The following is a 24,976-nucleotide window of genomic DNA, read 5'->3' on the forward strand; positions in this document are numbered from 1 at the left end:
CAGTCATTCAACCAGAGCGGTGTGACACGCAGGTCCCGGCCCGCATGACCGTCGCAGACATGTCATGGGACCGGGATAGTCTGGAGGTGTGGACAACCCGATGCTCTTCGACCTCCCCGCCAACGGCGACTCATGGCACCTCGGCCGCCGAGTCGGCTTCGACCTGGAGACCACCTCCCGAGACCCCCGAGTCGCTCGGATCGTCTCCGCGGCCCTGGTGATCTTCGAACCCCAGGCCGAGGTCGCTCCCGGCCTGAGCGCACCCGAACCCGCAGTGCGTGTGCAGGACTGGCTGGTCAACCCGGGGGTCGAGGTCCCCGCGGAGACCACCGCCATCCATGGCATCACCACTGAACGTGCGCAGGCCGAGGGTCAGCTCGCCGCCGAAGCGATCCCGCAGATCGTCTACGCGCTCTCCCAGGAGTTCGCCACCGGAACCCCGGTGGTGGTCTTCAACGCTCCCTACGACCTCACCGTCCTCGCCGAGGAGGCCCTGCGCTACGGGGCAGACTTCCCCGAGGCGGCTCCGGTCATCGACCCCCTGGTGATCGACAAGCAGGTGGACAGGTTCCGCCGCGGCAAGCGCACCCTGGGCCACCTCTCCGAGCATTATCGCGTGGTGCTCGACGACGCCCACTCGGCTTCCGCCGACGCCCGAGCCGCCGTCGAGGTCGCCGATGCCCTGGCCGCCCGCTTCCCGCAGATCCAGATCGCCGCGGACGAGCTCCACCAGCTGCAGATCGGGTGGAAGGCCGAGCAGGCCGCCTCGTTGCAGGACCACTTCCGCAAGACCCGGCCGGACGCCGTCGTGGATCCGAGCTGGCCGGTGTGATGCAGTGGATCCATGGTTGATCCGCAGACGGAACAGAACCAGGACACGACCGTGGCGAAACCGGGTCTCGGGGCACCTCATGACGGGTACGCGGCATTCCTGTTGACGATCTCGGCGGCGGCGTTCTTCTTCGGCCACGGATCCCTGCCAGTCCTCACCGAGCACCACTCACCCAGCTACTGGATGTTGCTTCTTCTGAACACGGTCCTCCTCGGCGGTGCAGTCATCGGATCCATCCACTACGGAATGCGCGCCCACGGTGCCACACACCTGACCGGTGCTGCGATGCCGCTGATGTCCCTGCTCGCCGCGGTGACGGCACTGATCATGTGGGTGCTTCCGCACCTGCGGGACTCCCTGGACAGCCACGTCGGTTACGCCATCGCCTGCCTGACCATCGCCACGCTGGCCGTCGCGCCGTTGCAGGCCGTGATCTCCCACGACCCTCAGAAGAGCTCCGAGCTCACCTGAAGTCCACCGGCCGAAGCAGCGTCTGTGCCCCGGCCACGGGCTCAGCGGCTCAGCGGCTCAGCGCGAGCCGGAACCCCGTATGCCCCAGCGAGGTGTCGGCCGTGGCCGAGCTGCGTGCCGAGGTCCGGTACCGGCGGCAGTAGGACTCATGGCACATATAGGAGCCGCCGCGCATCGCCGGCACCGCCCGGTCGCCGTGGAACGGGCTCGCCGTCCACTCCCACACGTTGCCGGTGACGTTGAACAGCCCATACCCGTTCGGCGCGTAGGACCGCACCGGGACGGTGCCCACCGGCCCGTCGGGAGCATCCGGGAAGCTGCCCGGGAAGATGTTCATGCGACGCTGCCCCTCAGGATCCCGCACCCCACCCCACGGGTACGGCTGCTGGTCCAGGCCCCCACGGGCCGCGAACTCCCACTCTTCCTCAGTGGGCAGTCGAGCCCCAACCCACTCGGCATAGGCCTGAGCGTCCCGCTGGGAGACGTGGGTGACCGGATGATCCTCGCGTCCGCGCACCTCGGAGCCTGGCCCTTCGGGTGAGAACCACGTGGCCCCCGGCACCACAGCCCACCAGGGCGCGTCCGCCACCCGGGGCAGCGAATCAGCCACCCCGGACTCGAGCTTTCCGCTGAACACCAGCGAGTCCCCCATTCGTTCCGCATCGCTGCGATACCCGGTGGCCAGCACGAATGTGGCGAACTCCGCCACCGTCACCGTGGTCGCCGCGATCGCGAACGGCGTCACCTTCACGCGTCGCACCGGCCCTTCGCCGTCCTGCGGATAGGCCAGCTGATCCTCGCTGCCCATCTGGAAGGCGCCGCCGTCGAGCCCCAGCAGGGACAGCTGCCCCGGGGCGGCGGCCGTGAGCGCCTGGAGCATCTCGCGGGGCGGGGCCGGCATGGCACCTGGCCCACCGGACTCGCTCTCCGCAAACTCTGATGCGCCAGCGTCGTCGACCTCTCCGCGGGAGGCTCCGCAGCAGGAGGGTGCGTCATGCGTGGAGACCATGCCCTCCAGCTTAGCCATCGCGAACCTGTACGCTGGCCACGGCCTGCACGTCGCAGGTCACCCCGGAACGACCCCGAAGGAGGGATGCAGGATGACAGCAGAACACGTCTCCCACCACGACGGAACCGTGTCTCCCCCTGCCGACGGAGCCACCGTCTCCCCTCCGAACATCGTCGTCATTCAGGCGGACCAGATGGCCGCCCAGGCGATGGGGGCCTACGGCGATCAGGCCGCGAAGACCCCGCACATGGATGCCCTCGCCGCCGAGGGAGCCGTCTTCGACCGGGCGTACTGCAACACCCCGCTGTGCGCCCCGTCCCGCGCGTCGATGATGACCGGCCTCATGCCCTCGGAGCTGGGCTGCTACGACAACGGCGATGATTTCCAATCCTCGACGCCGACTTTCGCGCACCATCTGCGCAACGCCGGATACCACACGGCGCTGGTGGGCCGGATGCACTTCATCGGCCCGGACCAGCAGCACGGGTTCGAGGAGCGTCTCACCACCGACGTCTACCCCGCCGATCTGGACATGGTCCCGGACTGGACCCGGCCGCTGGACCAGAAGCTGCAGTGGTACCACGACGCCGACGCCGTCTTCTCCGCCGGTGTCTCGAAGGCCACCGTCCAGCAGGACTTCGACGACGAGGTGGGCTTCCGCACGCTGCGCCATCTCAACGACCGGGCCCGCGCGAACCAGTGGGCAGCCTCCCACGGCGAACAGGCGCGGCCATTCCTGATGGTCAGCAGCTTCATCCACCCGCACGACCCCTACGAGCCGCCGCCGGAGCACTGGGACCGGTTCACCGACAGCGACATTCCCGACCCCGCGCATCCTCAGGTGCCCGACGCCGCGACCGACCCGCACAGCCACCGGCTGCGGGCGATGAGCGGCTTCGACGTCCGGGAGCCGGGGATCGAGGAGGTCCGACGAGCCCGACGCGCCTACTACGCGGCCGTCAGCTACATCGACGACCACGTGGGTCGCATCCGCGAGCGCCTCGACACGCTCGGCTTGGCGGAGAACACGGTGATCATCGTGACCTCCGACCACGGCGACATGCTCGGTGAGAAGGGCCTCTGGTACAAGATGTCCCCCTATGAGCAGTCCTCGCGGGTGCCGCTGATCGTCTATGGCCCGGAGCGTCTGGTGCCGCGCGGACGGTTCAGCACGGCGGTCTCGCTGCTGGACCTGATGCCCACCCTGCTGGAGCTGGGCCGGGCACCCGCGGCCGAGACCCCCGGGGACTCTGTGCTGGAGGTGGCCCGCCGGGAGCGTGCCGGGGAGCTGGGTCCGGAGGATCGGGACGTGGTCATCGAGTATCTGGCCGAGGGCACCTACCGTCCCCAGCTGACGATCGTGCGCGGGCGGCACAAGTACATCACCTGCCCCGGGGACCCGGACCAGCTCTTCGACCTGGAGACTGATCCAGACGAACTGCGCAACCTGGCTTCGGACCCGGGGCATGCCGACGTCGTCGCCGCCCTGCACGCAGAGCTGGACGCGCGGTACGACCTCACCGGGCTGGAGGCGAAGGTCCTGGCCAGCCAGGGCCGCCGTCGTCTGGTGGCCTCGTCGCTGCAGCAGGGCACGGTCCGCAGCTTCGACTTCAACCCGGAGCCGGAGCAGCGATACGTGCGCGGCGACTTCTGGTCCGCCCTGGAGTACGGCACCATCCGCGACGCCGGGCGCTGAGCCGGCCCAGGCCCTGAGGCCTGCTCACACATATCGAGTGGCCACGAATCACGGCATCTCCGGGGCACGCACGGCGTGTCACCCGGAAGATCCGGTGATTCGTGGCCACTCGGTCTATCTGGGGCCTCAGCCCGCGGGAGCCTCTGCAGCGGCCGCGGCCTCGGCTGCAGCCGGCAGTGCGTCGACGATCCGCTGGACGGCGGCGTCGTCATGCGCGGCGGAGAGGAACCAGGCCTCGAAGACGCTCGGCGGGAGGTACACCCCGGCCTGAAGCATCGCGTGGAAGAACGGGCCGTACCGGAAGGTCTCCTGCGCCTGGGCGGCGGCATAGTCCTTCACCCCGGTGGCGGAGGTGCCGAAGGCCAGCGAGAACAGCGAGCCGACCTTCTGGATCGAGTGGTCCACCCCGGCGGCGTCCAACGCCTGACCCAGGGCGGAGGCCACGACCTCGGCCTGCCGGTCGATGTGCTGGTAGACCTCCGAGGTGGCGTGCTCCAGGGTGGCCACTCCGGCGGACATCGCCACCGGGTTCCCGGACAGCGTGCCCGCGTGGTACACCGGCCCGGTCGGCGCCAGGTGCTCCATGACGTCGCGGCGCCCGGCCACCGCCGCGGTGGGCAGGCCGCCGCCGATGACCTTCCCGAAGGTGAACAGGTCCGGGGTCCAGCCTTCGGTGCGCCCGGAGGCGCCCCAGTAGCCGGCCTCGGTGATGCGGAAGCCGGTCATGACCTCGTCGAAGATCATCAGCGCACCGTGCCGCTCGGTGATCTCCCGGAGGAACGCGTTGAAGCCCTCCGCCGGGGGCACCACGCCCATGTTGGCCGGAGTGGCCTCGGTGATGACGGCGGCGACGTCGTCGCCCCGCTCGGCGAAGACCTGCTCCAGGGCCTCCTGGTCGTTGTATTCCACGACGATGGTCTCCGAGGCCTGAGCCTCGGTGACGCCCGCGGAGCCTGGAAGCCCCAGAGTGGCGACCCCGGATCCGGCGGCGGCGAGCAGCCCGTCGGAGTGGCCGTGGTAGCAGCCGGCGAACTTGACCACCAGGTTGCGGCCGGTGGCCCCGCGCGCCAGGCGGATCGCCGTCATCGTGGCTTCGGTGCCGGTGGAGACCATGCGGATCATCTCCGCCCCGGGCACTCGGGAGCGCACCAGCTCGGCCAGTCGGGTCTCTGAGGGGTGAGAGGTGCCGAAGCCCAGGCCGGCGTCGACGGCGGCGTGGACTGCCTCGATGACACGAGGGTGTGTGTGGCCCAGCAGGGCCGGGCCCCAGGAGCCGACGAGGTCCACGTACTGCGTGCCCTCGGCGTCGGTGAGGTGGGGTCCCTCCGCGGAGACCATGAACGCCGGGGTGCCGCCGACCGAGCCGAACGCTCGCACCGGGGAGTTCACCCCGCCAGGCATCAGGTCACGGGCCGAGTCGAAGAGCTGCTGGTTGGTGGTCTGCGGGTCAGTCACAGGGTCCTCTCGGATCACGGGGTCAATGGTTAAGGAAGGTCGGGGGTTCGGCAAGGTCGGGGCCGCAGGCGCGACGACGGCGGCGCGGGCCTCAGCCCTCGCGGAGCCAGCCGGCGATCTCGGCGGCGTGATAGGTCAGCACGTTCGTCGCTCCGGCGCGGCGGATCGCGGTGACGGACTCGAGGATGACCCCTCGGCGATCCACCCAGCCCTGGGCGGCGGCGGCCTCGATCATCGCGTACTCGCCGCTGACCTGGTAGGCGGCCACGGGGACGTCGCTGAACGCGGCGACGTCGGCCAGGATGTCCAGATAGGCGGTGGCGGGCTTGACCATGATCATGTCCGCGCCCTCGGTGATGTCCATCTCGGCCTCGCGCAGCGCCTCGGTGCGGTTCGGGGCGTCCATCTGGTAGGTGCGCCGGTCCCCGGTGAGCTGGGAGTCCACGGCCTCTCGGAAGGGACCGTAGAACGCCGAGGCGTACTTCGCCGAGTACGCCAGGATCGGCACCTCCTGGTGACCGGCCTCGTCGAGCGCCTGACGGATCACCGCGACCTGGCCGTCCATCATCCCGGAGGGCGCGACGACGTCGGCACCGGCCTCGGCCTGGGCCACACCCATCTGCGCGTAGATCTCCAGGGTGGCGTCGTTGTCCACCGCGCCCTCGGCGGTGAGCACTCCGCAGTGGCCGTGATCAGTGAACTCGTCCAGGCAGAGGTCGCTCATCACCGGCAGGTCCACCCCCACCCGTGCCTTCACCTCACGGATGCTGCGGTTAAGAATGCCCTCCGGATCCAGGGAGGCGGTTCCGACGGCGTCTCGGACGGCGGGGATGCCGAAGAGCATGATGCCGCCCAGCCCCAGCTCGCGGGCCTCCTCGGCGGCCTCCAGCAGGGAGGCCTCGCTGTGCTGCACCACCCCGGGCATGGAGCTGATCGGAGCAGGCGCGTCCAGACCCTCCCGGACGAAGACCGGCAGGATCAGGTCGGCCGGGTGCAGCCGGGTCTCGGCCACCAGTCGGCGCAGGGCGGGGGTGCGGCGCAGCCGTCGCGGACGGCGGGCGGGGAAACTCACGCAGGCTCTCCAGAGTGTCGGGGACGGCGATCGTGCAGACGATGCTCCGGCGCACGGGTCTTCGCGGCCGAAGTGCGGCGCCGGTCCAGGCCCTGCGGCGCAGGGGCTGCGGCTGACGCCGGGCGGTCGGAGCACCACGGTGGCGGCACCGGCACCGCCTCCATTCTAGTGACCGGTCCCCGGCCTGCGATCCACCGGACTGTGCGGTGCGCGCTCAGGGCCCGGGGCGACGCCGAGCGCCCGGAGGACGGCCGCCGCAGAGACATCCTCCAGCATCCGGGCCGAGAGTTGCAGCTCGTCCAGCGTCTGCGCGGTGGGTCTGCCGATCGCCAGCAGCGCGGGGGTGTCGGACTCCCCGGGCAGCGTGAGACCAGCCCAGGCACGAGCGGCTGTGGAGCTGGTGATCAGCACGGCCTCGGCCCCGGCCAGCTCCGCGGTGCCGACGACGCCGGCACACCGGTCGTCGGCTCCCGACGGCGGCAGGGTGCCCTCATGGACCCGGTCCACGGTCTCGTAGGCGGTCACCTGGGTGACCTCCCATCCGGCGGACCGCAGGCCGTTGACCAGCTGGGGCCGAGCCTGGGCGGACTGCGGCAGCAGGACCTGCTCCCCCGGGCGCGGTGCGGGCAGCTCGGCGAGGATCCCGGCCGCGCTGGCCTCCTGGTGGGGCATCCAGGCCTGCGGCGCGGCACTCGGGAGCGCCTGTGCGGTCCCGGGGCCGGTCACCCCGATGCGGGTGCCCTCGGGCACGCCGCCGTCCCAGCCGGCCTCCTGCAGCGCCCAGACCGTGGTGGCACTGGTCAGCAGCAGCCACTGGAACCGACCCTCGGCCAGATCAGTCACCGCGGCCCGCAGCACGGTGAGATCGGCGGGCAGCCGTTGCTCGGTGAGCGGGAGGAAGCCGACCTCGAGCCTTGCCGCACGCAGCCCTTCCTCCAGACGGCCGGCCTGATGGGGCCAGCGGGTGAGGACGATGCGCATGCCCCACAGTCTGCCACGCGCTCACCGCCGGGGGCCGCCGAGGGGCGGCTCCCGGCGTCGTCGTATGCTGCGGGAACGGTGGCCGTCAGACAGCGATGACCCGGCGCAGCGTCGGCCGACTGGCCAGCACGCCCAGCAGCACCACCAGCACCCCGGCCATCAGCACGCCCGCCACAGTGGCGGTGGAGGCCGGGGCCAGCAGCACGGCCGCGCCCAGCAGCGGCAGAGCGCTCAGCGCGGCGGCGATCACCGCGATGACCACCACGGCGATCAACGAACGCATCACCGCCAGCCGGCGGATCGCCGAGAGCTGCGAGAGCTCCAGGCCCACCTTCGCCAGGGAGGAGTAGAGGTCCCGACGATCCAGCACCTGGGCGGTCTGGCTGATGCCCACCGCGCAGGCGGTCATCACGAAGGAGACACCCAGCGTGAGCAGCACGCCTCGCTGGATGTCACCCAGCAGCACGAGCTCCTCGGCATCCGCCCCAGTCATCCCCAGAGACGCCAGGCCCATCCCCGCGCCGGCGATCACCCCCACATACGTGGTGATCGCGACCCCGCCGATCTGCTGCCACATCTGCTGCGGCGACTCCAGCACGCTGCGTGCGGCGATCAGCCGTTCCGCGGTGCGTGCCCGGCGCAGCTGGAGGTGCGCCACCAGCTTCAGCACCCAGGGGCCGAGCAGATGCACCGCCACCAGGGGCACGGCGATGATCGCCAGGACCATGGCCACCAGCACCGCCATGGATCCGACGCCGACCACCTGGGCGATCACCTGGGCCAGCACGAAGCCGACGGCGGCGATCAGCAGCCGGATCCAATGGACACGGGCCGGCAGGGTGCGGGTGCGCACCCCCAGCGGGGTGATCTCGATGCGCCGCATCCCGGCGGCGGCACTGGCCACGGCCACGGCCAGCAGCCCCGCCGCTGTGGCCCCGAGCGCCAGCGGCCCCATCCAGAGTCCCTCCGTCCCGATCCGGGAGCCGGCGAAGGGCAGCAGACCCACCAGCGGCATCAGCGCCAGGTAGAGCACCGCACCCAGCCCGACGCCGACGGCGGCCAGCACCGCGGCCTCGGACAGGGCCAGTCCGCGCAGCTGTCGGCTCGAGGCGCCGAGCAGCCGCAGGCTGGAGAACCGCTCATCGCGCCGTCGGGCCATCAGCCGTGCGGAGGATGCCATGAGCAGCACCATCGGCACCGCCAGCAGCACCAGCGCGATGGCGGCCAGCATCAGATACAGCCCGGCCAGCTCCCCCTCGAGCTGGAAGAACCACCCGGCACCGCCGATCACCATATAGGCGATGCCGCTGGTGATCGCGAACGCCGCCACCGGCAGCCCCCACACCTGACGCTGGGAGAGGAGACGGGAGAGGAACAGCCGGTTCATGCGTGCACCCCTGCGGAGTCATGGACGACCCGTCCGTCCTGAAGCCGGATCAGCCGGGAGCAGCGTGCGGCGACTGCCTCGTCATGGGTGACCATCACCAGCGGGGCACCTCGGGAGACCGTGGAGCCCAGCAGCGCATCCAGCACCGCCTCGGAGGTCGCCGAGTCCAGCGCACCGGTGGGCTCATCGGCGAAGACGACGGCGGGGCCGGTCACCTGCGCGCGGGCGATGGCGACCCGCTGGGCCTGACCGCCGGAGAGCTGTCCCGGGCGCCGCTGCTCATAGCCGGCCAGCCCCAGGGCCCCCAGCCAGCCCGCGGCCTCCTGCTGGGCCTGGGCCCGCGGCACTCCGGCGACCATGCGGGCGACGGCCACGTTCTCCAGGGCGGTCAGCTCCGGCAGCAGCAGACCGTCTTGAAAGACGAACCCGATGTGCTCACGGCGCAGCCGGGCCCGCTGTTCGGAGGTCCGGGTGGCGAGGTTCACCGGCGCGTGACCCGGTGCGGGGGTGAAGACGACGTCGCCGGTGTCCGGCTCGATGATGCCGGAGAGCACATGCATCAGCGTGGTCTTCCCGGAGCCGGAGGGGCCCATGATGGCCACCGATTCTCCGGGGTGGACGGTCAGCCCGGCGTCGACGAGCGCCTGGGCGGAGCCATAGGTCTTCGAGAGCGAGTGCGCCTGCAGCACAGGCGGGGCGGTGGTGATCATGCCTCCAGCATCCTCCGCCGGAGGCCCCGGGCGCATCGGAGCACAGGCTGAACCCGGCCTCATCCCGCAGGATGAGGCCCTCCACCGTGAGGGGGGGGTCAGGTGTCGATGACGTGGGCCAGCAGCCCGGTGTCCTCGGCGAGCAGCTGCTCGGCCACCCGGGTGCCCAGCTCGACGGCCGCCTGCAGGGACTCTGCGCTGCGGCTGAAGGACACCTCGGCCCGCGCGCGCTGGACGGCCGAACCGTCCGGGGCACAGACCATGGAGTCCAGCTGCAGCACCGCCGGGCCGTCGGTGTCCTCAGAGAACCTCGCGAGTCCACCGATCGGGGCCGAGCAGCCGGCGTTGAGCCGCGCCAGCAGGGCCCGCTCGGCGGTGGTCTCCAGGCGGGCGGCGACGTCGTCGTACTCGCTGAGCGCCGCGGCCAACGGAGCACCGACGGCGACATCCTCGGCGCGGACCTCCACCGCCAGGGCTCCCTGCCCGGGAGCAGGCAGCATGATGCCCGGCTCCAGCAGCTCGGAGATGTGATGCTCCAGCCCCAGCCGGCGCAGCCCGGCGCCGGCCAGCACGACGGCGTCCAGGTCGCCGCGGGCGGCATCGGGCGCCTGGGTGGAGACCTCGGCGGCGTCCTCGCGACCCTTCACCCGGGCCAGGCGGGTGCCGACATTGCCGCGGATGTCCACGACCCGCAGATCAGGTCTCGCCGCGAGCAGCTGGGCGGCGCGCCGCGGGGATCCTGTGCCCACGGTGGCACCGTCCCGAAGGTCGGCCAGCGGCACATCCCCGGCGGAGCACAGGGCGTCACGGACGTCCTCGCGCACCGGGACCGCGGCGATGCTCAGCCCGTCGAGATCCTTGGCCGGCAGGTCCTTCAGGGAGTGGACCGCGACGTCGCAGGTGCGGTCGAACAGCGCCTGCCGCAGGGCGGAGGCGAAGACGCCGGTGCCGCCCATCTGTGCGAGCGGACCAGTGAGGATGTCGCCGTCGGTGCGCACGGTGATCAGCTCATGGCTCATCCCCGAGGCCGCTGTGAGCGCCTCGGCCACGAGGGTGGTCTGGGTCAGCGCGAGCCGGCTGCCGCGCGTACCGACGCGGAACATGCGGGAGTCCACCATCAGGCCTGCGGCACTCCGACCTCGGAGTCCACCGCGGCCACCGTGGGCTTCTCCGTACCGTCCAGCATGACCTTCACGCAGCAGTTGGGCCGGCAGACGTCGTACCAGGGCCCGAAGTCCGTCAGCCCCTCCCGGGCAGGGCGGTCCTCCGCCTGGGCGAGCCGCTCGCCGATCAGGTCCACGAGTCCGCCCACGAACTCCTGGTGAGTGCCCGGGGTCGGAGTCCGGACGAAGTCCAGGCCCAGCTCCTCCGCGGTCTCCTTGGCCTCAGTGTCGAGGTCCCAGAGGACCTCCATGTGGTCCGAGACGAAGCCCAGCGGGACCACGACGACGGCGGTGACGCCCTGCTCCTCGGCGAGGGTCTCCATGGCGTCATTGATGTCAGGCTCCAGCCAGGGCACCGAGGGCGGGCCCGACCGGGACTGGTACACCAGGGACCAGTCGACGCCCTCGGCCTCGGGTGCCATCGCCATCAGCAGCTCGGCCACCGCCAGGTGCTGGGCGGAGTACACGTCGGCGCCGTTGGCCTCCCCGGCTGCGGCGCCGGTCTGCTCGACCAGCTCGGCGGCCAGCGGACGCGGACCGGCCGCGGCGGCGTCGGAGTTCGGGATCGAGTGGGTGGCGAAGAGCACATGGACCTTGCCGTCCTGGCCCGCAGCCTCCCGCATCTGCGCCAGCCCAGCCTGCAGGCCCGGCAGGAAGGCCTTCACGAAGCCGGGGTGGTCGAAGTACTGGCGGATCTTGTCCACCTCGAGGCGGCCTTCCAGCCCGGTCTCGCGCAGCGCCACCCCGAGGTCCTCACGGTACTGGCGGCAGGAGGAGTAGCAGGAGTAGGCCGAGGTGGTCACGGTCAGCACCCGACGGTGCCCGGCGTCGTGGATCTCCTGGAGGGTCTCGGGCACGTAGGGCGCCCAGTTTCGGTTGCCCCAGTACACGGGCAGGTCGATCTCGCGCGCGGCGAGCTCGGCTTCCAGCGCCGCCTTCAGCGCACGGTTCTGCGCATTGATCGGGCTCACGCCGCCGTTGGCCCGGTAGTGCGTGGCGACCTCTTCGAGGCGCTCATCCGGGATCCCCCGCCCCCGGGTCACGTTGCGCAAGAACGGGATCACGTCATCCTGCCCCTCCGGCCCCCCGAAGGAGGCGAGGAGGACGGCATCGTACTGTTTGGGTGCCATGACGCCCTCGGTGTCGTAGCCCTGGCGGGGGTCGAAGCCGGCGTCATTCGTCGGGGAGCTCATGTCAGCGCAGCACCTCTGCGATCTCGGTGGTGGTGGGGAGGCGGCGTCCGGTGTAGAACGGGGTCTCGTCCCGGACGTGGTATCGGGTCTCCGACTCCCGCAGACGCCGCATCATGTCCACGAGGTCGGTCAGCTGGGGCGACTCCAGGGCGAGCAGCCACTCCCAGTCGTTCAGGGCGAAGGCGCTGGTGGTGTTGGCCAGCACGGAGGGGAACTCCTGGCCGAGCATGCCGTGCTCACGCAGCAGGGCCCCGCGCTTCTTCGGGTCCATCAGGTACCAGTCATAGGACCGGTTGAACGGGTAGACCACCAGCCAGTCCTCGGCCTCGACGCCGCGGGCGAAGGCCGGCACATGGCTGCGGGCGAACTCCGCGGTGCGGTGCACGCCCAGAGCCGAGAACACGATGCGCGAGGAGCCCAGCAGGGCGGTGCGGTGAAGCCGGCGCAGGGCAGCCTGCAGGGCCTCGGCGGAGTGGCCGGTCAGCCAGGTCATGACATCGGCCTCGGCACGCATCCCGGAGACGTCATAGACCCCGCGAAGGATGACCTCGTCCTGGTCCAAGCCGGCGACGACGGCGTCGAACTCCTCGGCCAGCGGCGCGATCTCCTCAGGGCTGGCCTGCGGGCCGCGGACGACCCGATCGGAGCTGTCCGCGCGGGCGAAGACGGTGTACAGGGTGTACCAGTCCCGTCCCGAGGCGTTGACCTCTTCCGGGGTCCTCTGGGCATTGCGACCGTAGCTCATGTATTCCTCCTGCTTCTCGACGCCGTCCCAGCCTAGCGGGAGGGAATGACACGGCGCCGGATCGTCCTTCTACATTCTGTAGAAAATTCGGTGCTCCGCAAAGTCACCGCCGAGGTCATGTGGCGAGGATCTCCGCCGCAGCCCTCCGGGCGTCGGGCACCACCCGGGCCAGACCCGTGCCGGCGAACCAGCTACCCACCACGCTGACGGCCGAGTCGGCCAGCTCCTCGCGCAGGCCTCGGATCCGCCGGGCGTGCCCGGCCGAGGCCTGCGGCAGCGCCTTCTCCCAGCGCACCACATCGGCCTCCAGGACCTGCTCCCCCAGCTGCGGCAGCTCGAAGAGCGTGGCGACGTCGGCGCGTGCAGCAGCGAGCAGGAGCTCATCAGCAGACTCCAAGCCCAGTGCACCGGTGCCCGGGACGTCCGTGACACGCCCGTAGGAGAGCCGCACGAGATGCCGACCGGGCCCCAGCGCCTCGGCCACCCAGGGCCACTTCGAGGAGACATGGGTCATGGCTTTCGCACCCACCCCGTCCACGCCGGGGGCCACGAGCATCCCCGTGCCCCGCGGGCGGGCATCCAGCTCGGGCGCGTCCAGCAGCAGGGAGACCAGGGCGACGCCGCGTCCGACGCGGGACGCAGCGGGTTCACCCGGGGCGCCGGTGTCGTGCTGCCCGGTGTCATGCTGCGCGGACGCCTGCGGGGCGACAGGCTCCAGCAGCCGGAGGGCGGCCGGGGCGTCGACGGCCAGCACCACATGGTCGTGCGCGCTCAGCAGCGCCGGCAGATCCGTGACCCGCTCACCCAGCCGGACCTCGACACCCTGGGCGCGCAGCGCCTCCTCGAGCGCGCGGATCAGGGTGGAGAGACCCCCGTGCAGCGAGTTCACCGCCGCGCCGGCCGGGGCCTGGGCCTTCACCGAGGCCACCGCTCCGGCCAGAGACCCCTCGCGCAGCATCGCCTCGACCAGCCCGGGGGCGGCGTTGCCTGCGTCGAGCTGCTCGGGCCGGGCCGAGTGCACCCCGGAGACGATGGGCGTGACCAGCTTCTCCAGCACTGCCGGGCCCATCCGCTCGAGCACGAGCTCCCCGACGGTGATGTCCTCACGTCCGCGCCAGGCATCCACCGGCATCCCACGATCCTCCGCCGCCCGCGCGGCGGCCTCTGCACCGATGATGCGCACCACGTCAGCGGCGAGCGGGTCCGCGGGGATGCCCAGGATCCCGGTGGCCGGCAGCGGCGCGGCGAGGTCGGGCAGCTGCAGCCAGGCCCCGGAGGGATCAGGCGCGATGACCGAGTCCTGCAGGCCCAGCTCCCCGATCAGCCGGGGCACCGCGGCGGAGCGCGTGGCGAAGGACTCGGCGCCGGCGTCGACCTCGACGCCGCCCAGCCGATGAGTGCCGATGGCTCCCCCGAGCCGGGGACCGGCCTCGAGGAGGGTCACCGCGCAGCCGCCGCGGACCAGATCCCAGGCGACCACCAGACCGGCGATTCCCCCGCCGACGACGGCGACCCGCCGCCTCATGGCTGCGCGGGGCTGATCTCGTGGATCAGCGAGACCACCCGGGTCAGGACCTCCGGATCGGTGCTCGGCGGCACTCCGTGGCCCAGGTTGAGCACATGGCCCGCAGCCCCGGAGCCGGCGGCGATGACCTCGCGCACATGGGCCTCCAGCACGTCCCAGTCCGCGGTGAGAAGCGCCGGGTCGATGTTGCCCTGCAGCGGGGTCTCCGCGCCCAGGCGGCGGGTGGCCTCGGCCAGGTTCACCCGGTAGTCGATGCCCACGATGTCAGCCCCGGCCTCCTTCAGCAGGTCCAGAATCTCGCCGGTGCCGGTGCCGAAGTGGATCAGCGGGGCGCCGAGGCCGGCGACGTGGGAGAACGCGGCGGCGGAGTGCTTCTGGACGTGAGCGGCGTAGTCGTCCCGGCCCAGCGAACCGGCCCAGGAGTCGAAGAGCTGCGCCGCCGAGGCGCCCGCCATCAGCTGGGCTCGCATGAATCGGCCGGAGACGTCGGCGGCCCAGGAGGCCAGCGCGTCCCAGGTCTCCGGGTCCGCGTGCATCATGGTGCGTGGACCCAGGTGGTCACGTGAGGGACGCCCTTCCACCATGTAGGCGGCCAAGGTGAACGGCGCACCGGCGAAGCCGATCAGCGGGGTGGAGCCCAGCTGCTCCACGGTCCGACGTACTGCCTCGGTGATCGGCGCGAAGGCGTCGTCGTCGAGCGTCGGCAGCGCTTCGACGTCTGCACGGGTGCGGACCGGGCTGCCGAGGACCGGGCCCACATTGGGGACGATCTCGACGTCGATGCCGGCCAGGCGCAGCGGGATCACGATGTCCGAGAAGAAGATCGCGGCGTCGACGTCGTGGCGGCGCACCGGCTGGAGGGTGATCTCCGCCGCCATCTCCGGGTCCAGGCAGGCGTCGAGCATGGAGGTGCCCTCGCGCAGCGTCCGGTACTCCGGCAGCGAGCGGCCGGCCTGTCGCATGAACCACACCGGGCGGCGGTCCGGGCGGGCCGGGTTCCCCGCGGCGTCGCGACCACCGCGGTACTCCACGAGCAGCGGGGAGTCCGCGGTGACGCCGCTGGTCAGCGGATGGTCGGCGGGCAGCGCGGACCCGACGGTCCGGGTGTTCCTGCCGGCCGCGGCGCGGCGGACCTCGACGGTCCGCACGGGTGCCGTGAGGGGCGAGGTGGCGGCCATGCCGGAGAATGTTTCAGAAGACATGCCCCCAATTCTGCCTCTTTCTACGACGCGTTGTAGAATTGACTCTGTCGTGACTCTGTTCTCCCTGGTGGCAACCCACGCCGATCTCGATCTCGAGACCGTCGGCATCCTCAGCTCAGGAGCGGCCGAAGTGGCCGGTTCTGTCAATGTGCCTGCCGTCACGCTGGCCACCTGCAATCGCCTGGAGATCTACGCCGAGTCCCCCGCCGACGATCCCGCCGCCGTCGAGTCCAGCCGTGAGCAGCTCATCGACGCGGTGGCCGAGACCTCCGGCGTCGACCGCCAGACCATCGCCTCCACGTTCCGGACTCTGGTGGAGGACGACGCCGTCAGCCACCTCTTCGAGGTCGGTGCGGGCCTGGACTCCGCAGTGGTCGGTGAGCGGGAGATCGCCGGACAGGTGCGCAAGTCCCTGGCCGACGCACAGAACTCCGGCACCGTCTCCGGCAGCCTCACCCGGCTGTTCGAGACCGCCACCCGCACCGCCAAGGACGTCGGCACCCGCACCGCTCTGGGCTCCCGCGGCCGCTCCATCGTCTCGGTGGCCCTGGACATCGCCGGAGACATGCGTGGCGACGGCGCCTCCTTCTATCGCGGCGCCTCCGTCGTGCTGGTCGGCACCGGCGCCTACGCGGGCACCTCACTGGCCCAGCTGCAGGAACGCGGGGTGCACGACATCGCCGTCTTCTCCGGTTCCGGACGTGCTGAGCAGTTCGTCGCCGAGCGTGGTGCCGCGGCCCGTGCGCTGAGGATGGAGGATCTGGCCGAGGCCTTCGCCTCCGCGGACCTCATCATCGGCTGCTCGGGGGGAAACCGGCAGATCACCGCCCGGGAGATCCGCTCCCTGGCCGGGGTCGGCCCCACCGGTCGCCAGAAGGACCTGACGATCATCGACCTTGCGCTCTCGCACGACTTCACCCCTGATGTGGCCGAGCTGCCCGGCGTCGAGCTGATCACCCTGGAGTCGGTGAAGATGGCAGCCCCCTCCGAGACCGAGGACTCCCTGGAGCAGGCCCGCGAGGTCGTGCAGTCGGCGGTCCAGGAGTACCTGACCGAGCGTCAGCAGCGGAGCGCCGACGACGCCATCGTGGCGCTGCGCCGCCACACCCAGTCCGTGCTGGACGGGGAGATGGAGAAGGTCCGCAGGCAGCACGGCTGCACCGCGGCGGCCGAGGAGGTCGAGTTCGCCGTGCGGCGGATCGTCCGCAAGCTGCTGCACACCCCCACCGTCCGTGCCCGGGAGCTGGCCGCCGAGGGCCGCACCGAGGACTATGTGAAGGCGCTGGAGGACGTGTTCGGCCTGGAGGTCGAGCCGCGGGACAGGCCCGAACGCGCGCAGCCGGCCAAGCGCCGTCGTGCCGAGGAGTTCAGCCCCGTGGAGCTGGCCCAGATGGCCGCGCACCTGCAGAAGGTCCCCGACGGAGGCTTCTGCCAGCACCACCGCCCCGGTGAGTTCGCCGTGGAGCGCCTCGCGATCGCCCAGCGGCTGGCCGAGGCCCAAGCCTCCTGAGGGCCTTCCCGCACAGCATCTCCCTTCCCCGTCTCCGGGCCCCGCTCTTCCCGGCGCGAGAGGCGCTGGTCGCTCACGGTGCCCAGGACATCGCCTCCGCTGCTACCGTGCCCTCATGCTCGATCTCTCGACCCTGCTGACCTTGGAGCACGAGGGCTGGAACGCCCTGTGTGAGAATCGGGGCGGCGCGTTCTACGGCGACCTGATGGCCCCCGACGCGCGGATGATCCTGGTCAACGGTATGGTGCTGGACCGTGACGGCGTCGTCGGTTCTCTCGATGGGGCTCCCGCCTGGGACACCTACGAGATCACCGACCCGGCGCTGATCCCGCTGGGTGCAGACTGTGCGGCGCTGATGTATCGGGCCCGCGCCTCCCGCACCGGTGAGGACCCGTTCGTGGCGCTCATGTCCAGCACATACCGACTGCTCGACGGACGTGCCCGGCTGGTCCTGTACCAGCAGACTACGATCACCCACTGACGTTCCCACCCGAAAGCACGTTGAGCTGGTGAGTTTCCGCCCTTATGCGGCTCTGTGAGCGCTGATTCGGGCGGAAACTCACCAGCTCAACGGATGCTAGGGGCGCCTCACACACGCACGGCGCTGCCGCTGCGGGAGACGCCCACCATCTCCGCGCGCTCGACGACCTTCACCCGCTCGCGGGCCGAGCCGTCCGGCAGCTCGCCGTACTCCGCCCCCAAGGTGCGCTCGTGATCGTCCAGCCGCAGCCAGCCATCCCATGAGGTGACCTCCACCCCGCGGGACTCGAGCAGCTCGACGACGTCGACCTCTTCCCCTCCCCCGGTCCGGCCGGGCAGCGCGGGCAGGTCCTCCAGCAGACAGCCCACCGTCTCCAGCGCATCGCCCTTGGTGTGGCCGATCAGCCCCACCGGCCCCCGCTTGATCCAGCCGGTGGCGTAGACGCCGGGCAGCGGTTGGCCGTCCTCGCCGAGCACCCGTCCGGCCTCGTGCGGGATGACGCCGCGGTCGGCGTCGAAGGGGATGTCCGCCAGCGGAGAGCCGAAGTAGCCCACCGCGCGATACACCGCCTGCACCGGGTACTCGAGGAACTCTCCGGTGCCGCGGACGTTGCCGGTGCCGTCGAGCTCCTGGCGCTCCAGCCGGATGCCGTCCACCTTCCCGGCCCGATCCCCCTCGCCGGCGAGGATCTCCACCGGGGACTGCAGGAAGTGCAGGTGCAGCCGCCGGGAGGCCGGGCGGTGTTCCGGGTCCTCCTCACGCTCCTCCTGCTCCACCAGCCAGTTGGTGAGGGTGTTGACCATCGTCTTGACCTGGTTGTTGGACTTGATCGCCTCGTCAGAGCCGGCGTCGAACTCGAAGTCCTCCGGGTGCAGGACGATGTCCACGTCATGACTGTGCGCCAGCTCACGCAGCTCCAGCGGGGTGAACTTCACCTGTGCGGGGCCACGACGTCCGAAGACATGCACGTCCGTCACGGGGGAGGCCTTCAGCCCCTGGTACACATTGTCCGGGATCTCGGTGGTGAGCAGGTCGTCAGCATGCTTGGAAAGCACCCGGGCCACGTCGAGGGCGACGTTCCCGTTGCCGATCACCGCGATCTCCTTCGCCTCCAGCGGCCACTCGCGGGGGTAGTCGGGGTGCCCGTCGTACCAGGAGACGAAGTCGGCCGCGCCGAAGGAGCCCTCGAGGTCGATGCCCTCGATGTTCAGTGCGGCATCGTCGATCGCCCCGGTGGAGAAGATGACGGCGTCGTAATGCTCCTGAAGCTCCGCCAGCGTGATGTCAGTGCCGAAGTCCACATTGCCGATGAACCGGATGCCGCCGCGGTCCATCACCTTGTGCAATGCCTTGATGATGCCCTTGATCCGCGGGTGGTCCGGGGCGACGCCGTAGCGGATCAGTCCGAAGGGCGCCGGATAGCGGTCGAAGAGATCGATGGCGATCTGCTCGCCATGCTCCGAGCGGGCGATGATGTCGGCGGCGTAGACGCCGGCCGGGCCGGCGCCGACCACGGCGACGCGATGCGTGATGTCAGTGCTCATAGTCTTGTCTGTCCTTCGTTCGTCAGGGGGAGGTCACAGTGGCCGCGGTGCGGCGGCCCGAGAGCGGAGCGTCGGTGTCGAGCTCCAGCGGCCAGTCGTCGGCCAAGGTCACCACCGCACCCACGACGATCACCGCAGGATTGGCCACCTTCCGGCGGGCGGCGACGTCGGCCACCGCGTGGAGCCTGGACAGGGTGACCCGCTGCTCCGGGGTGCCGCCTGACTCGATGATCGCCACCGGAGTGGATGCGTCATGACCGTTGACCATCAGATGTGTGGCGGTGCGCCGCAGGGTGGAGACACCCATGAGGATCACCAGAGTGTGCTGCTCGGAGCGCGGGACCACATCGAGGTCGTCATGACCGGTGATCACGGTGAAGCCGCGCGACAGACCGCGGTGGGTCAGCGGGATGCCGGCCTCCGCCGGGACTCCGACCGCCGAGGTGATCCCGGGGACCACCTCCACGGGGATCCCGAAGCGGCGGCAATGCTCCCGCTCCTCGGATCCGCGGCCCAGCACGTAGGGGTCGCCGCCCTTCAGCCGGGCCACCCGCAGTCCGCGCAGCGCCCGGTCCACCAGCAGGTCGTTGATCTCGTCCTGGGTGGCGGTGTGGCAGCCCGGAGCCTTGCCGACGTCGATCACCTCGACGCCCTCGGCGAGCTCCTCCAGCAGGGCCCGGGGGCCCAGCCTGTCTGCCACCACGACGTCGGCGGCCAGCAGCAGCTCATGGCCGCGATGGGTGATCAGGTCCGCCTGGGCCGGGCCTCCGCCGATCAGGGCCACATGGCCGCCCGGAGCGGGCACGTCGGTCCGCGAGGTGCGGGGATGGATGTTCGTGGTCTCTCTCATCGTTCCAGAAGTCCTCTCGTCTTCAGCAGACGGCGTTCGATCGGGGCGAAGACCAGCAGCTCCACGATCACCCCGACCAGCAGGATGATCAGCACCGCGGTCAATACCACCGACATGTCGGCGAGCGCTCGTCCCTGGTCCAGCAGCGTGCCCAGCCCGTAGCCCATGGAGCCACCGGTGGCGATGATCTCGGCGGCCATCAGCGACCGCCAGGAGAAGGCCCAGCCCTGCCGCAGGCCCCCGACGTAGGAGGGCAGGATGGCCGGCAGCAGGATGCGGGTCGTCATCTGCCATCGCCCGGCTCCCAGCACCCGGCCGACCCGATGGTGCTGGGGCGGGACCTGCCGCACGCCGGCGATGAGCCCGTTGACCACCGAGGGGATGGCGCCCATGAAGATCACGAAGTACACGGTGGCGTCGGTGAGTCCGAACCAGATGATCGCCGCGGGCACCCAGGCCACCGAAGGAAGCACCTGCAGCCCGGAGATCAGCGGGCCGAAGGCCTGCCGCAGCAGACGCACCTGCGCGATGATCAGCCCGACCGGGGTAGCGATGAGGATGCTCAGCGCGAATCCGGTGAGCCCTCGCCCCAGTGACGTGCTCACCGCCTCCCAGAACGCTCCGGTGAGCCAGAGCTCCCAGGCGGTGGCGGCGACGTCGAAGGGCCCGGGGACCAGGTCCCCACGCCGGTGGCCGGTCATCACGTAGAGCTGCCAGGCGACGATGACCACCGCGAGGGCGGCCACCGGCAGCAGCACCGACTGCGGGTCCAGTCGCCTCCGGGCGGATGAACCCGGGGGCTCCAGAGCGTCCAGGCCGCGGGAGACGTCGGCGACGTCGGGCGCTGACCCGCCAGGGAGGGTCTGGGAGCCGGTGCCCGCCTCGGCGCCGCCGAGGCCCTGCCCGGTGCCCCGGGAGGCACCGTGGTGGGCGTGCTCCTCAGTTCGCGTGACCACCATGGCGCCCCACCTCGTTCCGCAGCCGCTCGGTGATCTCGTCGACCAGTCCTGCTCGCCGAGCGCCCTCACGGTCCTGCTCTTCGACCTCCCACTCACCGATGATCCGGCCCGGGCGGGAGGAGAGCAGGAGCACCCGCTGCCCCAGATGCACCGCCTCGTCCACTGAGTGCGTCACGAAGACGACGGTGCGCCCGGTGGCCCGCCAGATACGCAGGAGCTCCTCGTGCAGCAGGGAGCGGGTGATGGCGTCCAGGGCTCCGAAGGGCTCGTCCATGAGCATCACCGGCCGCTCCTGCGCCAGCGCACGGGCCAGTGCCACCCGCTGGCGCATGCCGCCGGAGAGCTCGTGGGGCCGGCGGCCGGCGTGGTCGGAGAGCCGCACCAGATCCAGCAGCGCGGCCGCACGCTCGCGCCGAGCCTTCCGCTGACGGATCTGGCAGCGGCCCTCGGCCAGACGCAGGGCGAGCATGATGTTCTGCTCGGCGGTCAGCCAGGGGAACAGCGAGGGGTCCTGGAACATGAACGCCGCCCCGCCCTCGGTGACCTCGATGGCGCCCCCGGTGGGCCGCTCCAGCTGGGCGATCATGCTCAGCAGGGTCGACTTCCCGCATCCGGAGGCGCCCAGCAGGCAGACGAACTCTCCCTCGGCGATGTCGAAGCTGACCTGGGAGAGCACCTCCGGTCCCGCGGCGAAGGACTTGTCCACGGCGTCGAAGACCACGGCCTCGTTCATCAGTCCTCCTCCTCGACGCCCGGGGCGCCGTTCTGGTCTGTGGGGGTCTCCCCCGGTGCCGGGATGACCAAGCCGCCGACGTCGACGGCCTCACCGGTGCCGGCGGTCTCGGAGTCCTCCACCAGCTGGGGGAAGGCCTCCTGAAGCGGATCGGTGGTGAAACTCAGCTGCTCCAGGGACCGCGTGAGCACCGGAGCAGGAAGCTCCAGGCCCAGATCCTCGTCCAGCTGGGCGTTCAGGGTGCGGTGCACCTGGCCTTCGTCGGTGTCGTCCAGCCAGGTGACGGCGGCCTCCGTGGCTGCCGCCAGATCCTTGACCGTCTGCGGATATGTCTGGGCGAACTCCTGGTTCACCGCGAGCACCGTGGTGGGGAACTGGCCCTCGGGCCACAGGTCCCGCTCGTCGACGAGCACCTGCCCGCCGGCCTCGTGCACCAGCCGGGAGGCCCACGGCTCGGGCACCCAGGCGGCGTCGATCCTGCCCTGTTCGAAGAGCCGCAGCACCTGCGGATTGTCCGTGGGCGTGATCGCCACGTCCTCGGTCAGGCCCTGCTCGGCCAGCCACACCCGGGCGGCGACGTCCTGGGTCCCTCCCAGCTGCGGGGTGGCCAGGTCGGCCCCGGCCAGGTCCTCCGGGCTCTCGATCCCTTCTCGGACGATGAGCTGGACTCCTCCGGCTGCCGCCCCGGAGACCACGTAGAGGCTCTCCCCCGCCGACTGGGCGTAGGAGTGGATCGCTGGGGTGGGACCGATGAACGCGGCGTCCACCGCACCGGCGGTGAGCGCCTCCACCGCTGCAGGGCCCGCGTTGAAGGTCTCGGCGTGAAAGGCGGTCCCCGCGAGATGCTCGGTGAAGAGCTCCGCCTGCAGACCCACCAGTGCGGGAGCGTGGGTGACGTTGGGGAAGTACCCCAGTCGCACCGAGTCTGCCCGCTGGTCCCCGGCGTAGAGCTCCTCGGCGGAGATCTCCGCACCAGGCTCCGGCTCTCCCTGCCAGGTCGCTCCCAACACCGCGGTGCTGCCCACCAGCAGGGCGGTGCCGGAGGCGACGGCGAGCACGAGCGCGCGCCGCGGCCCCGCGGCCCGGGTGAGGACCCGCCCGTCGGGCGCAGTCGTCAGCTCAGAGGTGATGCGGACGCGACGCATGGCTCACCCCGCCAGCCACGCGGCGTCGTCGTCCTGGTCCTCAGACTCCTCGAGGACCGGAAGACGCACCATGCCGGCGGCCAGGGTGTCCCCGCTGTCCGGATCGATGAGCAGCACCGCGCCGGTGCGCTTGGCAGTGGCGTAGTCGTCCACCGGCAGCGCTCCGGCCAGCCGCAGGGTGACGGTCCCGATGTCATTGAGGACCAGCTCCCGGGTCGGCTGGGCGGTCAGCGTGGCCAGGTCCAGCCGATCGGTGATCTCCTCGACCAGGCCCTTCACGGTCTGGGTGCCGTGCTTGACCAGCACACGGGCGCCCGGAGTGAGCGCGCCGTCGCCGAGCCAAGCCAGGGCCAGGGCCAGCTCGTCACGCTCCGTGGCAGGAGCCTCGAGAGCGGCCAGCAGGTGGCCTCGGGCGACGTCGAACTGACCTGCCAGCTCCACCACGACGGACTCCGGAGCCTCGGCGCGAAGACTCGCTCCACCCTGCTCTGCGGCGGCACGGGCCTGCAGCGCGGTCCGGTGCACGGCGGTCACCGCGGTGCGATGCCCGCCGGGCTGGATCAGCACCTCGTCCCCGGCGGCCAGGGAGCCGGAGACGATCTGTCCGGCATAGCCGCGGAACTCCGAATGGGGACGGATGACGGTCTGCACCGGCAGCCGCAGCGGCTCGGTGCGGCGCCGGGCGTGGTCGGCGTCGGGCAGCCGCTCCAGGATGGGCAGCAGCGCCTCGCCCTCGTACCAGGGGGTGTTATCCGAGGGCGCCACCACGTTGTCTCCGCGCAGCGCGGAGACCGGGACCACGATCGGGGCGCACGCTCCGGAGACTCCGCTGGAGCCCGCTCCGAGCTCGGCGGCGATGCCGGCGACGTCGGCCTCCACCTGTCGGAAGGGCTCCTCCCGGTGGTCGACCGCGTCGATCTTGTTGACCGCGATGATCACATGCTCCACCCTCAGCAGGTGCGCCACCGCCAGGTGGCGACGGGTCTGCTCGACCACGCCGTGGCGGACGTCGACCAGCAGCACCACCGCATCCGCAGTGGAGGTGCCCGTGACCGTGTTGCGCGTGTACTGCACGTGCCCGGGGCAGTCGGCGAGCACGAAGCTGCGCCGATCCGTGGCGAAGTAGCGGTAGGCGACGTCGATGGTGATCCCCTGCTCGCGCTCGGCGCGCAGACCGTCGGTGAGCAGGGCGAGGTCCAGCTCCGCGCCGTCCTCGCCGAAGCCGCGGTCCTTGGAGGAGCGTGCGACGGCGTCGAGCTGATCGGAGAGGATGGCCTGGGCATCGTGGAGCAGGCGGCCCACCAGGGTGGACTTGCCGTCGTCGACGCTGCCGGCGGTGGCCAGCCGGAACAGTGTGGCGGTCATCAGAAGTATCCGTCCTTCTTGCGGTCCTCCATGGCAGCTTCGGAGAGCCGGTCGTCAGCGCGGGTCGCGCCACGTTCGGTGATGGTGGCGGCGGCGACCTCGCGCAGCACCGCGGCGTTGTCCGCGGCATCGGAGAGCACTGCCCCGGTGCAGGACATGTCCCCCACCGTCCGGTAGCGCACGCGCAGCTGCTCCGTGGGCTCCTCAGGGGTGGGCAGGCTGTGCGGCCCCACGGCCCGGATCATGCCGTCGCGGTGGAAGACCTCGCGCTCATGGGCGTAGTACAGCGGGGGCAGCTCGATCTCCTCGGCGGCGATGTAGCGCCACACGTCCAGCTCGGTCCAGTTGCTGATCGGGAAGGCCCGCACGTGCTGGCCCGGGCGGTGGCGACCGTTGTAGAGGTTCCACAGCTCGGGGCGCTGGCTGCGCGGGTCCCACTGGCCGAACTCGTCACGCAGCGAGAGGATGCGCTCCTTGGCCCGGGCGCGGTCCTCGTCCCGGCGGGCGCCGCCGAAGACGGCGTCGAAGCGGTGCTGGGCGATGGTGCGCAGCAGCGGCACGGTCTGCAGCGGGTTCCGGGTGCCGTCGGCACGTTCTGCCAGCTCCCCGGAGTCGATGAGCTCCTGGACGCTGCCGACCACCAGCTTCAGGCCGAGCCGCTCCACGGTGCGGTCCCGGAAGTCCAGGACCTCCTCGAAGTTGTGGCCGGTGTCGATGTGCACCACGGGGAACGGGATCTTCCCGGGCCAGAAGGCCTTGGCAGCCAGGTGCAGCATCACCACCGAGTCCTTGCCTCCGGAGAAGAGCATGGCGGGGCGGTCGAACTCGGCGACGACCTCGCGGATGATGTGGATGGACTCGGCCTCCAGCCGGGCCAGGGCGGACTGGCCGGTGAGGTCGACGACGTCGGCGGCCCGCTGGGCGGGTGCGGCGGTGGCGGTGCTCATC

23 protein-coding genes are annotated in these 24,976 nt (G+C 71.1%); 5 read left to right on the plus strand and 18 right to left on the minus strand.

Annotated elements, in window-relative coordinates:
• Positions 1-88 precede the first annotated feature (88 nt).
• Both ODE13_RS01855 and ODE13_RS01860 read left to right on the plus strand, forming a co-directional pair.
• Positions 89-832, plus strand: coding sequence for a 3'-5' exonuclease (locus tag ODE13_RS01855; protein ID WP_322477737.1), 744 nt, complete (start codon positions 89-91; stop codon positions 830-832).
• Positions 833-844: 12 nt separating this feature from the next.
• On the plus strand, positions 845-1,303 hold the full coding sequence (locus ODE13_RS01860; RefSeq protein WP_322477738.1) for a hypothetical protein: 459 nt from the start codon (positions 845-847) through the stop codon (positions 1,301-1,303).
• Between the two features lie 49 nt (positions 1,304-1,352).
• Here the strand turns inward: ODE13_RS01860 and ODE13_RS01865 are convergent, their stop codons facing one another.
• Positions 1,353-2,330 (minus strand): formylglycine-generating enzyme family protein, encoded by a 978-nt coding sequence (locus tag ODE13_RS01865; protein WP_322477739.1) that lies wholly within the window; start codon positions 2,328-2,330, stop codon positions 1,353-1,355.
• Between the two features lie 73 nt (positions 2,331-2,403).
• On the opposite strand from ODE13_RS01865, the gene betC reads away from it, so the two are divergent.
• Positions 2,404-4,008: a choline-sulfatase gene (betC, locus tag ODE13_RS01870; protein ID WP_322477740.1), complete on the plus strand. Its 1,605-nt coding sequence runs from the start codon at positions 2,404-2,406 to the stop codon at positions 4,006-4,008.
• Positions 4,009-4,134: 126 nt separating this feature from the next.
• Here the strand turns inward: betC and hemL are convergent, their stop codons facing one another.
• The 10 genes from hemL to hemE all read right to left on the minus strand — a co-directional run bounded on the left by hemL (position 4,135) and on the right by hemE (position 15,417).
• Positions 4,135-5,463 (minus strand): glutamate-1-semialdehyde 2,1-aminomutase, encoded by a 1,329-nt coding sequence (hemL, locus tag ODE13_RS01875; protein WP_322477741.1) that lies wholly within the window; start codon positions 5,461-5,463, stop codon positions 4,135-4,137.
• A 91-nt stretch (positions 5,464-5,554) separates the two neighbouring features.
• Positions 5,555-6,535, minus strand: coding sequence for a porphobilinogen synthase (gene hemB, locus ODE13_RS01880; protein WP_322477742.1), 981 nt, complete (start codon positions 6,533-6,535; stop codon positions 5,555-5,557).
• Positions 6,536-6,700: 165 nt separating this feature from the next.
• Positions 6,701-7,516, minus strand: coding sequence for a uroporphyrinogen-III synthase (locus tag ODE13_RS01885; RefSeq protein ID WP_322477743.1), 816 nt, complete (start codon positions 7,514-7,516; stop codon positions 6,701-6,703).
• Between the two features lie 85 nt (positions 7,517-7,601).
• Positions 7,602-8,903, minus strand: coding sequence for an FtsX-like permease family protein (locus tag ODE13_RS01890; RefSeq protein ID WP_322477744.1), 1,302 nt, complete (start codon positions 8,901-8,903; stop codon positions 7,602-7,604).
• Positions 8,900-9,613 carry an ABC transporter ATP-binding protein gene (locus ODE13_RS01895; protein ID WP_322477745.1) on the minus strand — a complete coding sequence of 238 codons (714 nt, stop codon included), beginning with the start codon at positions 9,611-9,613 and terminating at the stop codon, positions 8,900-8,902. The genes ODE13_RS01890 and ODE13_RS01895 overlap by 4 nt, the downstream gene beginning before the upstream one ends.
• Before the next feature lie 98 nt (positions 9,614-9,711).
• Complete coding sequence (hemC, locus tag ODE13_RS01900) at positions 9,712-10,716, minus strand: hydroxymethylbilane synthase (RefSeq protein WP_322477746.1); 1,005 nt, start codon at positions 10,714-10,716, stop codon at positions 9,712-9,714.
• A 14-nt stretch (positions 10,717-10,730) separates the two neighbouring features.
• The gene (locus ODE13_RS01905; protein ID WP_416210510.1) at positions 10,731-11,969 is read right to left on the minus strand and encodes a ferrochelatase; all 1,239 of its coding nucleotides are present in this window, start codon (positions 11,967-11,969) and stop codon (positions 10,731-10,733) included.
• Position 11,970: 1 nt separating this feature from the next.
• Positions 11,971-12,714: a hydrogen peroxide-dependent heme synthase gene (gene hemQ / locus ODE13_RS01910; RefSeq protein WP_322477747.1), complete on the minus strand. Its 744-nt coding sequence runs from the start codon at positions 12,712-12,714 to the stop codon at positions 11,971-11,973.
• Positions 12,715-12,829: 115 nt separating this feature from the next.
• Positions 12,830-14,239 (minus strand): protoporphyrinogen oxidase, encoded by a 1,410-nt coding sequence (gene hemG, locus ODE13_RS01915; RefSeq protein WP_322477748.1) that lies wholly within the window; start codon positions 14,237-14,239, stop codon positions 12,830-12,832.
• The gene (gene hemE, locus ODE13_RS01920) at positions 14,236-15,417 is read right to left on the minus strand and encodes a uroporphyrinogen decarboxylase (RefSeq protein WP_416210528.1); all 1,182 of its coding nucleotides are present in this window, start codon (positions 15,415-15,417) and stop codon (positions 14,236-14,238) included. The genes hemG and hemE overlap by 4 nt, the downstream gene beginning before the upstream one ends.
• A gap of 73 nt (positions 15,418-15,490) precedes the next feature.
• On the opposite strand from hemE, the gene ODE13_RS01925 reads away from it, so the two are divergent.
• Positions 15,491-16,951, plus strand: a complete 1,461-nt coding sequence (locus ODE13_RS01925) for a glutamyl-tRNA reductase (RefSeq protein ID WP_322477750.1) — start codon at positions 15,491-15,493, stop codon at positions 16,949-16,951.
• Positions 16,952-17,066: 115 nt separating this feature from the next.
• A complete protein-coding gene (locus tag ODE13_RS01930; RefSeq protein WP_322477751.1) occupies positions 17,067-17,432 on the plus strand; it encodes a nuclear transport factor 2 family protein in 366 nt (121 codons plus the stop codon).
• A gap of 107 nt (positions 17,433-17,539) precedes the next feature.
• On the opposite strand, the gene ODE13_RS01935 is transcribed toward ODE13_RS01930, so the two are convergent.
• Genes ODE13_RS01935 through cysD form a run of 7 tightly spaced genes read right to left on the minus strand, consistent with a single transcriptional unit; the run spans position 17,540 to position 24,975 of the window.
• On the minus strand, positions 17,540-18,976 hold the full coding sequence (locus ODE13_RS01935) for an FAD-dependent oxidoreductase (protein WP_322477752.1): 1,437 nt from the start codon (positions 18,974-18,976) through the stop codon (positions 17,540-17,542).
• A 22-nt stretch (positions 18,977-18,998) separates the two neighbouring features.
• A complete protein-coding gene (gene cobA, locus ODE13_RS01940; protein ID WP_179542192.1) occupies positions 18,999-19,826 on the minus strand; it encodes a uroporphyrinogen-III C-methyltransferase in 828 nt (275 codons plus the stop codon).
• Complete coding sequence (locus ODE13_RS01945; protein WP_322477753.1) at positions 19,823-20,785, minus strand: ABC transporter permease; 963 nt, start codon at positions 20,783-20,785, stop codon at positions 19,823-19,825. The genes cobA and ODE13_RS01945 overlap by 4 nt, the downstream gene beginning before the upstream one ends.
• On the minus strand, positions 20,766-21,518 hold the full coding sequence (locus ODE13_RS01950; protein ID WP_179542190.1) for an ABC transporter ATP-binding protein: 753 nt from the start codon (positions 21,516-21,518) through the stop codon (positions 20,766-20,768). Before ODE13_RS01950 ends, ODE13_RS01945 begins: the two co-directional genes overlap by 20 nt.
• Positions 21,518-22,663, minus strand: a complete 1,146-nt coding sequence (locus tag ODE13_RS01955; RefSeq protein ID WP_322477754.1) for an ABC transporter substrate-binding protein — start codon at positions 22,661-22,663, stop codon at positions 21,518-21,520. The genes ODE13_RS01950 and ODE13_RS01955 overlap by 1 nt, the downstream gene beginning before the upstream one ends.
• A 3-nt stretch (positions 22,664-22,666) precedes the next feature.
• The gene (locus tag ODE13_RS01960) at positions 22,667-24,028 is read right to left on the minus strand and encodes a sulfate adenylyltransferase subunit 1 (protein WP_322477755.1); all 1,362 of its coding nucleotides are present in this window, start codon (positions 24,026-24,028) and stop codon (positions 22,667-22,669) included.
• A complete protein-coding gene (gene cysD / locus ODE13_RS01965; RefSeq protein WP_179542187.1) occupies positions 24,028-24,975 on the minus strand; it encodes a sulfate adenylyltransferase subunit CysD in 948 nt (315 codons plus the stop codon). Before cysD ends, ODE13_RS01960 begins: the two co-directional genes overlap by 1 nt.
• Position 24,976: the final 1 nt, after the last annotated feature.

The organism is Nesterenkonia sp. HG001 (assembly GCF_034438835.1).
Taxonomy (GTDB): domain Bacteria; phylum Actinomycetota; class Actinomycetes; order Actinomycetales; family Micrococcaceae; genus Nesterenkonia; species Nesterenkonia xinjiangensis.